Origin of the sequence: Cohnella xylanilytica (assembly GCF_014212175.1) — a bacterium.
Taxonomy (GTDB): domain Bacteria; phylum Bacillota; class Bacilli; order Paenibacillales; family Paenibacillaceae; genus Cohnella; species Cohnella xylanilytica.
This window is the reverse complement of record NZ_JACJVR010000012.1, coordinates 39,697-52,949: the sequence shown is the minus strand read 5'-3', so window position 1 is coordinate 52,949 and position 13,253 is coordinate 39,697. Positions and strand designations below refer to the sequence as shown.

Annotated in this window: 7 protein-coding genes and 2 pseudogenes; 2 read left to right on the top strand and 7 right to left on the bottom strand. The window is 62.7% G+C overall.

The features are described from left to right. Positions 1–531: 531 nt before the first annotated feature. The 7 genes and pseudogenes from H7B90_RS33800 to arfA form a co-directional block, all read right to left on the bottom strand. Positions 532–795, bottom strand: a complete 264-nt coding sequence (locus H7B90_RS33800; RefSeq protein ID WP_446483092.1) for an S-layer homology domain-containing protein — start codon at positions 793–795, stop codon at positions 532–534. Positions 796–801: 6 nt separating this feature from the next. Beyond that, positions 802–2,490: pseudogene (locus tag H7B90_RS32700) on the bottom strand (Ig-like domain-containing protein); the annotation flags it as partial. Between the two features lie 6 nt (positions 2,491–2,496). Then, positions 2,497–5,820 (bottom strand): annotated as a pseudogene (locus tag H7B90_RS32695) (DUF5695 domain-containing protein); the annotation flags it as partial. Between the two features lie 154 nt (positions 5,821–5,974). Then, positions 5,975–6,805 (bottom strand): carbohydrate ABC transporter permease, encoded by an 831-nt coding sequence (locus tag H7B90_RS04005; RefSeq protein ID WP_185134590.1) that lies wholly within the window; start codon positions 6,803–6,805, stop codon positions 5,975–5,977. After that, positions 6,802–7,728, bottom strand: a complete 927-nt coding sequence (locus H7B90_RS04000; protein WP_185134589.1) for a carbohydrate ABC transporter permease — start codon at positions 7,726–7,728, stop codon at positions 6,802–6,804. Before H7B90_RS04000 ends, H7B90_RS04005 begins: the two co-directional genes overlap by 4 nt. Before the next feature lie 77 nt (positions 7,729–7,805). After that, positions 7,806–9,251 (bottom strand): ABC transporter substrate-binding protein, encoded by a 1,446-nt coding sequence (locus H7B90_RS03995; protein WP_185134588.1) that lies wholly within the window; start codon positions 9,249–9,251, stop codon positions 7,806–7,808. 250 nt (positions 9,252–9,501) lie between these two features. Then, a complete protein-coding gene (arfA, locus tag H7B90_RS03990; protein WP_246578694.1) occupies positions 9,502–11,040 on the bottom strand; it encodes an arabinosylfuranosidase ArfA in 1,539 nt (512 codons plus the stop codon). Between the two features lie 394 nt (positions 11,041–11,434). Here arfA and H7B90_RS03985 point away from each other — a divergent pair, with 394 nt between their 5' ends. Both H7B90_RS03985 and H7B90_RS03980 read left to right on the top strand, forming a co-directional pair. Next, complete coding sequence (locus H7B90_RS03985) at positions 11,435–12,340, top strand: ArsR/SmtB family transcription factor (protein WP_185134587.1); 906 nt, start codon at positions 11,435–11,437, stop codon at positions 12,338–12,340. 20 nt (positions 12,341–12,360) lie between these two features. Beyond that, positions 12,361–13,242 carry an NAD(P)-dependent oxidoreductase gene (locus H7B90_RS03980; protein ID WP_185134586.1) on the top strand — a complete coding sequence of 294 codons (882 nt, stop codon included), beginning with the start codon at positions 12,361–12,363 and terminating at the stop codon, positions 13,240–13,242. Positions 13,243–13,253: the final 11 nt, after the last annotated feature.

The window sequence follows — 13,253 nt, the reverse complement described above, 5'->3', positions numbered from 1 at the left end:
CTTCCGTTACAACTCCCAATCCCCGCGCTTGCCTCGCTCTAACGGACGATTCTTCCGTTACAGCTCCCAATCTTCGCGCTTGCCTCACTCTAACGGACGATTCTTCCGTTACAGCTCCCAATCTTCGCGCTTGCCTCACTCTAACGGACGATTCTTCCGTTACAGCGCCCAGTCCCCACGCTTGCCTCGCTCTAACGGACGATTCTTCCGTTACAGCTCCCAATCTTCGCGCTTGCCTCACTCTAACGGACGATTCTTCCGTTACAGCTCCCAGTCCCCACGCTTGCCTCGCTCTAACGGACGATTCTTCCGTTACAGCTCCCAATCCCCGCGCTTGCCTCGCTCTAACGGACGATTCTTCCGTTACAGCTCCCAATCCCCGCGCTTGCCTCGCTCTAACGGACGATTCTTCCGTTGCACGTCGGTCTCTTCTCGCGGCGGTCGAATCGTCAAAAAGCCGCCCCGCAAACCGCTTCAAGCGGTCTGAGGGGCGGCTGCTGTTCGTGTAACCAAGTCGTTACTGACGACTCGTCATTCCGGTCGTTCCAACAGCTGAAGCAGGCGGTAGACGACCTGCGCCGTCTCGGCCCGGGTGGCGCCCGCGGCCGGATCGAAGCGGCCTTCTCCCTTGCCTTGCATCAAGCCCAGCGCGAGCGCCCGGGCGACCGCGTCCTTGGCCCACGGGGAGACCGACGCGAGGTCCGCCGAACCCGTCGCTTCGCCGCTCGCAGGCGCTCCGCCGACTCCGGCGGCTCCCTGCTTGGACTCGTACGCCTTCACGATCAGCACCGCCATCTGCTCGCGGGTGACGGGCGCGCTCGGATCGAAGCGGCCGGCCGTCGCGCCTTGAATCCACCCCGCCTCGCAGGCGGCGGCCACTTCCTTGGCGTACCAGGCGTCCGCCGCCACGTCGCCGAACGGCAGCGGCTTGCCTTCCGCCGCCGTAAGCCCGAGCGCGCGCGCCAGCAGAGCCGCGAACTCGGCGCGCGTCGTGCCGCCGGCCGGATCGAACCGGCCGGCTTCCGTGCCGTTCGCGACGTGTCTCGCGACGAGCGCGCGGATCGAATCGGCGGCCCAATGTCCCGCGGGCACGTCGCCGAACGCCTTCTCGTAGGAGAGAACCGCGTAGCGGCCGGTCCGGCTCAGGCCGATCTTCGCGAGATGCCGTTCGCGATCGACGGTTCCTCCCGCGTACTCCCACTTCCCGGCGCCTTCGTTCCATCGGTAGACGCCCAGCGTCATCCCGTCGCCGCCTCGCGCCGGATCATAGGGCAGAGCGAGCTCCGCCGGTTCCGCCAACGCGGACAGAACCGTCTCCTTGCCGTCCGCGCCCCGCAGCGCCAGCTTCCAATCGTACGCCGACCCAGCCAGCGCCCAGCTGGCGTCCCCTTCTTGCCCGGAACTCTCCGGCCCGTTCGCCGGTTCGATCCGGACGACGATGCGTGCTTCTCCGGACGCCGCCGATCCGGTCGTCGTTCCGGTCGTCGTTCCGGCCGTCGCTCCAGCCGCGGAACCGTCCGTCGAACCCGTCTGCGTGCCCGAAGTCGATCCCGCCGCGGCCTTCAGCGCGGATACGGGCATCCGAAGCGTCCATTGCCCGTTCGAGACCGTCAGGCTGCGAACGTCCGGCCGCGAGGCGAACTCGACCGGAAGCGAGACGCCGGTCTGCTCTCCCGTCAGCGCGATCGCGACGCTCCCGTCCGCTCCGGACTTCCATGCCGCCGAATCCGCCTCCAGCGTCTTCGGATCGGCCGGCTTCTCCGCGGCGTCCGGAGCGCTCGGAGCGTCCGGGCTCGGGGCCGGACGGGTCACGGTCACGACAGCCTCCGCCCGCAGCTCCGTGCCCTCGACCGCTCCCTTCGCCGTGAACGTGCCCGCCTTGGCGTACGCTTCCTTGGCGATCAACTCCCAAGCGACGGCGACCTGCCCTTTCGTTCCGTCGCTATAGGTCGCTTCGACGGTCGCCGGCAGCACCGGCGCCTTGCCCGTCCGCGTCCGGACGCTCACGCTCTTCAGCGAGACGATCGGCTTGCCTTCCGTCTCCTCGTACAGAGCCCGGACCTGCTCCGCCGTCATCGCTCCCGAATAAATCCGGAAGTCGTCGAGCGACGCGCGCAGCTGCGCCCCGTCCCCGTAGCCCGACACGCCGATCTTCTTGACGTCGGCCGTCGCCGTGATCGAATCCGGCGTACCGTCGAAATCGATCGTCTGCGCGACGCCGTTCTTGTAGATCGCCGCCGCGTTCGTCGCCGAATCGAAGGTGGCGACGACGTGCGTCCATTCGCCCTCCGGCAGGAAGTCGTCCGGCTTCTGCTTGACGAAGAACGCTCCCGTGCCGTCGACCATGACGATGCTCGAGTCCCCGTTGTACGTGATGAACAGGCCCTTGTTCGCGTAGTCCGCCTCCGGCTTGAACCAGAGCAGCACGTTCTCGCGGTCGTTCATGCTCTCGGTGCGCTTGATCCAGTAGGACACCGTCATGCTCGAGGGCTGCAGCTCCTCTCCCGCGGCGTTGCCGTTCGTCGAGAGGACGAACCGCATGCTGCCGCCGACTTGAGGCGTCAGGAACATGTACGTGCTCGTGCCGCTTCCGAAGTCGAATACGCGCATGTAATTGCTAAGGCTGTTGGCCTTCACCCAGGCCGCGACCGTGAAGTCGCCGAGTCGGCTGACGAGTCCGGCCGGCAGCTTCACGTAGCCGTCCTTGCCATCCAGCGCCGCCGCGCCGTTCTTCTTGCCCGCCGTCCAGGCAGTTCCGCCCTTCAGCTCCCCGTCCCGGCCGTTGCCGGAAGAGTCCGCCGCCTTCACGCCGCCCGTCTCGTCGAACGAATAGCGGGCGATCACCTCCGGCAGGGGAGGCTCGGGAGCCGCGACGACGGTCACCGTGTCCTCCGCGGACAGCTCCGAATCCGTCGCCTTCAGCTTGAACACGTACGTGCCCGCGGCCGACAATTCGACCGCCGTGCGCAGCGCGCCGGCGTCTTCGAGCTTTGCCGTCCCCGGTCCGCTGACGAGGCTCCACTCGGTCGCGAGAGTACCGGCGGGCAGCCCGTCGTCGGCCGCCGTCCCTTCCAGCGTCGCTGCGTCCGGAAGCGTCACCGAGACGTCGGCCCCGGCGTCGACGGACGGCGCCGCGTTCGGATCGGGCGTGCTCTCCCGCAGCTCGACCGTATACGAAGCTTCCGTTCCCGCGGCGACGACGAGAGCCGCTTCGTTCCCGTAGGCATTCCACTTGCCCGCGCTCTTCCCGTTCACGAACACTTCGTACGTCGCCTTCTTCAATCCTTGGAAAAAGATTCGCGTCGAATGCGCCTCGCCCGGCGTGGCGCTCTTCATGTCCAGCTTGACGTAGTTCTTGGCCTTCGCCACCGTCGCGCGCTCGTACTGATCGCGTTCGAGCCGGATGCCCAGCTTCTCGGTGATCAGGTTGAGCCGCTTAAACACGCCATCCTTCGGCACGATCGCGTAATTCGAGCCCGACTCCGTCACCTCCGCCCCGTAGCCGGTCAGGCCGAACACCGGGTCGACGGCCACGTCGGCGCTAAGAATGCGGATCGCGCCGAACAAGCCGAGGTCCGCTTCGCCGGTCATGCCGCGCCAGCCGTTGAACAGCGGCCCTCCGTCGAGACCCAGCGCGCCGTAGTTGCCCTTCTCCGCCTGGTACGTCCAGGAAGCCGCGCCGATGTTGGCGGGATCGCCGTCGATCTGGCCGGAGTTGATCGCCCCGACGTTGGCGATCTTCGCCGCGTAGGACATCCGCTGCTCCACCTCCGGCGACGCCGAATGGTTGCGCACCCAGTCGTCCATCGCGTAGCCGGCGAGCGAGACGGTGTACTGGAAGTTCCACCAGTTCTCGCCGGTGATCGTCACCGGATCGGCGTAGTAATACCAGACCGGCATATGGCCGCGCGCCGCTCTCGTCTTGGCGTTGATTTTCCCCATCATGCCCGTGTTGCCGTTCATCTTCGCGAGGGTGTACACCGCTTCCTCGCCCGTGTTGTCGTAGCTGTATTCCGAGCCGTACGGGTACTTCGTGTTCTTGAAGTTGTCGTACTTCCGGGCCATCTTCCGAACGATGTCGTTCGCCTCCGCCGCGTAGCCCTCGTCCTTCAGCGCCTGGATCAGCTCGGGAGTCGTCGATTCGCCCATAAGCCCCGTCTCCCAGTTGTAGGAGACCGGCCCTTCGTACAGCGCTTTGAATATGTTATAAGCCCGCAGCAGGTACGTGTCGGTCGACTCCTTGTAGTCGACGAGATCGGGGTACAGCTTCGCGATCTTGTACATGCTGAAATACGTGTTGTAAATGTGCGGATAAGCGTAGCCGCGATACAGCACCTCCGAGTTCAGGAAGTCCCGGACGAGGTAATCGTCGTGGTGGCCGGCCATCAGGTTCGTCCACACCGTTACGTCCAGATAGGCGTCCAGAGCCTCGACCTCGGAGGCGACGGGGGACAGCGCGTTTTTCTCCGCGAGGAATTGGCCGTGCGTCAGCCCCCAGTCGTCGCCCCAGCCCCAATAGCCGCCGAAGCTGCCCCGCTTCGCCTTCGTCTGCATCATCCAGTCGTCGAACGCCTTGTCCCGGATCGTCCCGGGCGCGTCCCACTGCGTCTTCTCCACCATGAACGTCGAGTGCCGCTGCAGCGCGTCCGCGATCGGCTCGATGGCGTAGAACTGCAGAACCGTCTTCTCGCCGTTCCCGTATTCGACCGTAATGTCGTTCTGCCCGAGCTTGCGCAGCTGCAGCTCGTACACGTGGTGATCCTCGCCGCGCTCGCCCAAGTAAGTTATCGTCGTATCCGAGGGATATTGCGCCGTCACCGAGCGAATCTCCTTGAACGTATGAAGGTCGAACTTCGCCTTCATGTCGGTCGCGAAGATCATGCCGGGGACGACCGAGACGTCGATCAGCCCTTCCTCGTACAGCTTCTCCTTGTTCTCGTTCTCGTCCGCCACCTTGAAAAACTTGAAGGCGTACGCCTTCGATTCCCCCGGCCCGAGGACGAGGCTCGTGTTCGGCAGATAGCCTTTGTTCGTGCTCTTGATGACGGCCGAATGGATGTAATAGACGTTCAGCCCTTCCGGCCAGCCGCCGTTGATCGATTCGTCGTCCGACCACGTGCTGCCGGGATGCTCCTGCCGCTTCCAGCGGTCCTGGTACTCCCAGCCCGCCCCCGTCGACGCGTCGGGCACGAGCAGCAGCGACGGTCCGACGCCGCTCGCCCGGCCGATCGTCATGTAGGAGCCGTTCAAGCCGACGAACGAATGGTTCAGCACCCGGGTCTCGTAGATCTCGTCGCCCCCGGTCCAATATTCGTTGAACGGCATCGGCAGGCCGAAGTCGCCGATCTCCAGCGTCTTGCCGCTCGTGTTGAAGACGGCGACGCTCCATTTGACGTAGTCGTCCACGAGCGCGTACGTCTCGACTACCTTGAAGTTGCGGATGCCTTCGGGGTCGGAAGCGTTTTCATAGGTCACCGTAATCTCGCTTCCGTTCTTCGCGATCTTCCGGCCGTCCGCCGACTTGTTGCTCCAAGCCTTCGTCCATGCGCCGCCGTCGATCCGATAAGTAAACATAAGCTCGCCGAGCCATTGATGGTCCGGCGTGTTCTGCTTCTTCGTATTGGAAGGGTTCATGACGTATTCCGTGGGGAACGTATCGCCCGTCAGCTTGAACGAGGCGATCTCCCCGTGATCCCCCGTCTCGATCCGGAACGAGGAATTGGACAGCGTCAGCGGCTCGGCGGCTGCCGTTCCCGGCAGCGCCCACCCGAGCGCGAGGGCGATTCCAAGCGACAGGACGAACGAGAACAGGACCTCCATGCCTTTGCTTCGGCCCGCGGCGTTGGCCGCGGACGATTGCATGTTAACGGATGGTTCCATGACTGCCTCCTTTGACCGATTGGATAGGCACAAGCGTAAGCGAAGGGCCGATTCGCCTTCGGCCGCCGGCCTCACCTCCTTCCCCGCGTCCCCCTCATCCTTTGATTCCGGTCGTGGCGATCCCTTCGGTGAAGTAGCGCTGCCCGATCAGGAAGACGACGACGGCGGGGACGACCATGATCATCGTGCCGGCCATGATCAGGTGCATCGGCGACGTCAGGTTGCTGCGCAGCGTGGACAGCCCGAGCGCGACCGTGTATTTGTCCTGGTCGTTCAAGTACACGAGCTGGCCGAGGAAGTCGTTCCATACCCCGACGAACGTGAACAGCAGGACGGCGACGAGCGCCGGGCGGACGAGCGGCATGATGACGCGGGAGTAGATCGTGAAGAAGCCGGCCCCGTCCATGACCGCCGATTCGTCGAGGTCGCGGGGGATGGTGAGCAGGAACTGGCGCAGCAGGAAGATGTTGAACGCGCCGCCCCCGAAGAAGGCGGGCAGGATGAGCGGCAAGTAGCTGTTCGTCAGATGGAGCTCCGTCCATCCCATGTACGTCGGCACCAGCGTCACGATGCTCGGCAGCAGAATCGTCATGATGACGAGCGAGAACCAGAAGTCCTTGAGCGGGAACTCGATCCGCGCGAAGCCGAAGGCGGCCAGGCTGCTCGTGAGCCCTACGCCGACGAGAACCGGGACGATGATGATGAACGTATTGAGAATGTACTGGAGGAAGTCGACGCGGTTCAGCACTTCGTCGTAATTCTCGACCCGCAGCGCGCTTGGGAACAGGATGGGCGGGTAGCTCATGATCTCGCCGAAGTCGAGCAGGGACGAGCGGAGAATCCAATAGATCGGGAAAAGAAAGAGGAACGCGAACAGAACCAGGAGAGAGTAGACGGCGATCCGTCCCCGCACGCGGTAATTCATCCTTTTCTCCCCCCTTCATAGTGCACCCAGGAAGCCGACAGGCGGAACAGAAGGTACGTGAAGACGCCGACGATGACGAACAGCACCATCGCGAGCGCGCAGGCGTAGCCCATGTTCTGGTTCTTGAACGCTTCCCGGTAGATGAGGAAGGCGTAGAACAGCGCGGAATCGTTCGGGCCCCCGCCGTTGCGTCCGAGCACGTACGTCTGGGTGAACGCCGTCAGCGAGTTGATGAACGCCAGGATGATATTGTAGAAAATAACGGGAGACATCAGCGGAATCGTGACCGATCTCAGCTTCCTCCACCAGCCCCCGCCGTCGATCTCCACCGCTTCGAGCAGCTGCTTCGGCACGTCCTGCATCCCGGCCATGAAGATGACGATGACGTTGCCCGCTCCCCATACGGCGATGAAGATAAGCGAGGGAATGACGGAGTCCGGCGCGCCGACCCACGGCTGCTTGTCGATGCCGAACAGGCCGAGGACGTAGTTGACGATCCCGAAGTCGACGTTGAACATCCACACCCAGACGATGGCTCCGGCCAGCACCGGCACGACCGTCGGCAAGTAGAAGGCGGCGCGGAAGAACGCCTTCGCCCGTCCCGCCGAGTTGAGCAGCAGCGCGATGAAGAAGCAGACGACGATGATGGCGACGACGCTGCCGATCGAATAATAAGCGGTCGCCTTCAGCGACTTGACGAAGAAGTAATCCTCCATGAAGATCTTCCGGTAATTCGCGAGGCCGATCCACTTCTTCGGGGCGAGGACGGTCCAGTTCGTGAAGCTTAAGTAGAGGCTGTAGAGAAGCGGGGCCATCGTGAAAAGAAGAATGCCCAGAATGGCGGGCGAGATGAAGCCGTAGCCCGCCCAGATCCGGCGCCGGTTATAGCTTCGGTAGCTTGCGGGCTTCTTGAGAGTGGTCATGCAACGTGCCTCCTCGGGGTAGGAGCGCACGGAAGCCGCGGGATGACCCGGCCTCCGTGCGCCTTTCGCTTACGCGCTTACGGGTTCGCTTTGCCGCTGTCGAAGATCTCCTTCATCTTCGGGTAGATCTCCTGGAACACTTGCTCCGCCGTCTTCTCCCCGAGCCACACCTGGTCCATCGCCGGGTTCAGCACTTCGCCGAGCCGGCTGTACGTCGGGAGGAAGAACCACGGCGTCGGATACGTCGCCTTGAGCGCGTAGTCGACGACGGCCGTCTTGTACTCGGGCGGATGAACCTTCGACGCCGTCCACTTCTCGATCAGCGCGGGGTCCGTGTACCAGCTCAGCTCGGTCGGCATCCAGACGCCGCTGTCGAAGTTCGCCTGGTTCTGGTTCGGATCCATCAGCCACTTGTACAGCTCGATCGCTTCGTCCGGGTGCTTCGTCGTGTTGTAGATGACGAGCGGCAGCCCCGTATTCGTCGTCGCCGGCTTCTTGAAGATCGGCAGGACGCCGACGCCGTTCCGGAGGCCCTTCTCCACCTGCGGCCCGATGTTGACGAGCTCCCACTGGCCGGACGTCGCCATCGCGACCTTCTTCGAAGCGAGCTTCTGCCCGACGTCGCCCGGCAGCCCTTGCGCCTGCGCCGGCGTCGGGGAGACGAATTCCTTGAGCGCCAGGTCCGCGACCTTCTGCACCGCTTCGGCCGTCTCCGGCTTGTGAATGAGCAGCTCCTTGCCGTCCTGGCTCACTTCGCCGCCGCCGTTGCTGATCGCGAACGGCGTCCACAGGAAGTCGGCCGAATGGTTGATGTCGACGCCGTACTGCACGATGTTGTTCTTGTCGAAGCCCGGCTCGTTCGGATGCTTGCCGTTCTTGTCGAGCGTGAGCTTGCGGGCGACCTCGAGGAACTGGTCCCACGTCCACGCCTTCTCCGTCTCGGCCGGCGGATACGGGATGCCCGCGTCGTCGAACAGCTGCTTGTTGTAATGAAGGACGATGATCTCGTTGGCGACGCTGTAGCCGAGCAGCTTGCCGTCGGGCGAGACGAACTTGTTGCTCTCCATCTTCGGAGAGATCGTCCCGTCGTCGTAATACTTGCTCAGGTCCATCAGAATGCCCGACTCCGCCCACCTGAGCGCCTGCGGCTCCAGCATCGCGCTGATGTCCGGCAGCGTCTTGGACGCCGCCATCGCCGTCAGCTTCGCCCCGAATTCGTCGTAGGCGACGCTCTGGTAATCGATCTTGATGTTCTTGTGCTTCTCCATGAACGCGTCGAAGCTCTTCTGCTGCGACTTTCTCTCTTCGTCGGTCGCCCAGTCCACGTACTTCAGGGTGACGACGCCCCCCGACGGAGACGCGGACGCTTCCGTCGACGTCGACGCCGACGCCGGCTTATCCGAGGACGACGCCGAATCGCCGCCGCTGCCTCCTTCGTTCGAGTTGGAGCTGCAGCCCGCCAAGACGGCCGCCGCCAGTACGGATGCCGATGCCGCTTTGAACCATTTGCCGTTAGACCCCACGCTAACGCCTCCCATGTCGATAACAGGCTCCCGGCCGCGAGCCGGGGCGGAACGGGAGAGCCTATCTCCCGCTTGAAGCCGCCTTGCCTTCTGACTGATCCGGATGCTTGGCTTGCGTTCGGCGCCCTTCTTAAAATGTTTTAGATTTTATTAAAACATTTTATGTTTTTATATTATTGTTGGCATTTTTGTTTGTCAATACCATTTGGTCGCGCTTACAAACAAAATTTTATTTAAGTCTATTTAAAATTTAAGGAAGCGAGGGCTCTCTCCGGCGGCGAAGACGAATGACGTTCCACGACAGCTTCCCGAGGGTCGCCCGCAGCGTTCCGTCGTCGTTCGCGGCGTCGCCGCCCGAATGGGGGACGACGGCGTCGGGACGGGCCGCCGTATTGGACGCCTTCGGATCCTCGCTCTCCAGCACGAGATGACAGACGACCGCATAGTCGCCGAAGCCGCGTATGTCGCACTCGAGCGGCATAGAGCTGTCCGCGTCCTTGTTCGCGACGAACAGAGTAAGCGTCTCCTCCTCTTCGTCGTGCACGGCGGCGGCTTCCACGAACGGCACGTCGGCGAAGTCCTTGCTGTCGTAGCGCGGCGAATGGATAATCGGCCTTAAGGACGTGCCCCGGCCGTACAGGGAGGCATGCAGGTACGGGTAGAAAATCGTCTGCCGCCAAGCCCCTCCCCCCGTCTCCGTCATGATGGGGGCGATCGCGTTGACGAGCTGCGCCAGGCAGGCGATGCGGACGCGGTCCGCGTTCCGGATCAGCGTGATGAGCATGCAGCCGACGAGGAGCGCGTCCTCGAACGTGTACGCCTCCTCGAGCAGCGGCGGCGCCTCTTGCCACGGCGTCTGCCGCTTGTCGGGTTCGATCGAGTGATACCAGACGTTCCATTCGTCGAAGGCGAGGCCGATCGTCTTCTTGCTCCGCTTCTTCGCCTTCACGTAATCGCAGACGGCGGCGACCTCCCGGATGAACGCTTCCATGTCGAGCGTGCGCGCCAGATAGTTCGGCGTATCCCCGTCCGAATTGCCGTAGTACGTATGCAGCGAGAGATAATCGACCTGGTCGTAGGCGAGATCGAGCACGGTCGCCTCCCAGTCCGCGTACGTCGGCATCGCCCGGTAGGAGCTGCCGCAGGCGATCAGCTCGATGGCAGGGTCGACCCCGCGCATCGCCTTCCCCGCTTCGTTCGCGAGCCGCCCGTATTCCGCCGCCGTCTTCTGCCCGATCTGCCAGGGGCCGTCCATCTCGTTGCCGAGGCACCAGGTCCGGAAGCCGTGCGGCTCCCTATAGCCGTGCTCCGCGCGCAGATCGCTCCAGTACGTGCCGGACGGATGGTTGCAATATTCGACCAGGTTGCGGGCGGCGTCGACTCCTCGGGTGCCCAGGTTCACCGCCATGAGCACGTCCGCCCCGGCCTGCCTCGCCCACCTCGCGAATTCGTTCGTGCCGACGCGGTTCGGTTCGACCGACTTCCACGCCAATTCCAGACGCCGCGGCCGGCGTTCGGGCGGGCCGACTCCGTCCTCCCACCGGTAGCCGGAGACGAAGTTGCCGCCCGGGTACCGGACGATCGGCACTCTAAGCTCGCGGACGAGCCCGAGGACGTCCGTCCGGAATCCGCCTTCGTCCGCTTGCGGATGGTCCGGCTCGTAGATGCCGCCGTAAACGGCGCGGCCCAGGTGTTCCAGGAAAGAACCATAAATGCGCTTGTCGATATCGGCGATCCGATATTCGGGGTCGATGATCATGCGGGCGGTTCGGGATGACTCGGCAGCCATGGCTCTCTTCCTTCCGTTACAAGGAGTGAATTCAACTTCTAAAATATTTTACAAACACTTAAAACAAATGCTGGTTTGATTTTAAATTTATTTAAAACAGTTGTCAATAACTTATATGAATGCGTTTACGATTTCTTTTTCGGTCCTGGAAGAGCTGGATTCTTCCGTTTTCCGGCGAGAATCCCTTTGTTTTTCTTTAGTTCGAATTAAATTTAAGCAGAGAATTCGGCGAAAAAGGTAAAGCAAAGAGCCTTTCATGCCCGTTTTTGGGTGAAAAGCGGGCGGAAGCCGTCTTTTATTTTGATTTATTTCAAACGAAAGCTTTCCTTGTCTCCGCAAGTCCTTTATAATGGAGGAAATCGTCAAATCCAAGGCGGAAAGGGCTTATCCCCCTATGATTCATATCAAGGAACTCAAATCGGGTCTGCCTATTTTTAAAGCGCTCAGCTCCGAGATTCGCGTTCAGATTCTCGAGCTGCTCGTGAAGCACCACAACCTGAACCTCAACGACCTGGCGCAGAAGCTGAACCTGACGAACGGAGCCATCACGATGCACATCAAGAAGCTCGAGGAGAGCGGGCTGATCCACATCGTGACCAACGTCGGCAAGCACGGTCTGCAGAAGATGTGCCACCTGAACGAGGACAAGCTGCTCGTCGAGCTTCGGGGAGAAGAAGAGGACAACTTCTACGAGACCGAGCTTAGGGTCGGCCACTACAGCAATTATTCGGCGATGCCGACGTGCGGCCTCGCGACCAAGGACAACCTGATCGGCGCCTTCGACGACCCGCGCTACTTCGCCGATCCCCAGCGCGTGGACGCCGGGATCGTCTGGCTGACGGAAGGCTTCCTGGAATACCGGATACCGAACTATCTGTCTTCGGGCCAGACGTTCAAGGAGATTCAGCTGATGATGGAGATCGGCTCGGAGGCGCCGGGCACTTCGGAGAACTGGCCTTCCGACATCCGCTTCTTCCTGAACGACATGGAGCTGGGCACGTGGACGAGTCCCGGAGATTTCGGGGATGTGCGGGGAAGGTACAATCCCGACTGGTGGCCGAAGAACTGCAACCAGTACGGACTGCTCAAGATCGTAAGAATCAACGACGAGGGCAGCTTCATCGACGGGTGGAGAATCGGCGACCTGACGCTTCCCGAGCTCAAGCTGGATTACAAGAGCGAGATTTTGTTCAAGATCGCCGTCGGAGAGAAGCATAAGAAGGGGCTGACCCTGTTCGGCCGCCACTTCGGCAACTACGACCACGACCTTCTGGTCAGGGTCCTGTACATGGATAGTTAGATCGAAGGAGAGAACCTGCTATGACAACGATCGGATTCATCGGACTCGGCACGATGGGCTCGCCCATGGCCGCCAACCTGCTTCGCAAGGGCTTCGCCGTCGCCGTCTACAACCGGACTCCCGGCAAGGCCGCCGAGCTTCTGAAGCTCGGCGCCTCCGCCGCGTCCTCGCCGCTCGAAGCCGCGGCGCAAGCGGACGTCGTCGTGACGATCATCAGCAACGACAGCGCCGTCGAAGAAGTGTACTACAACGAGCAAGGCATCCTCGCCGGCTTGAAGCCGGGCAGGACGATCATCGACAGCAGCACGATCTCGCCCGCCCTCGCCAAGCGGCTTGCCGCCGACGTCGCGGCGCGCGGCGGCTCCTTCCTCGACGCCCCCGTCACCGGCAGCAAGGACGGCGCCATCGCAGGCACCCTGCTCTTCATGGTCGGCGGTTCCAAGGAGACGGTCGAGGCGAACCGTGACGTCTTCCTCGCCATGGGCCGGGAGATCGTCCACATGGGCGAGAACGGCAGCGGCGCGACCGCGAAGCTCGGGCACAACGCGATCGTCGGCATCAACGCGGCCGCCCTCATCGAAGGCATGGCGATCGCCGCCAAAGGCGGGCTCGACATGCCGTCGTTCCTGCGCGTCGTCCAGGGCGGCGGAGCGGCCAGCAAGCAAGCGGACCTGAAGGGATCGAAGATTCTGGCGGGCGATTACAGCGTGCAGTTCTCGCTGGCGCTCATGCTGAAGGACCTGAAGCTGGGCTCCGTGCTGTCGGACGGCCTCGGCGTGCCGACGCCGATGCTCGAAGCGGCCAAGAGCCTGTTCCAGGCAGGCCAGGCGAAGGGCTACGGCGAAGAGGATCTCGCGGCCCTCGCCCGCGTGTACGAGGAATGGATCGGACGGCGGATTTGAGGTCCGATAGG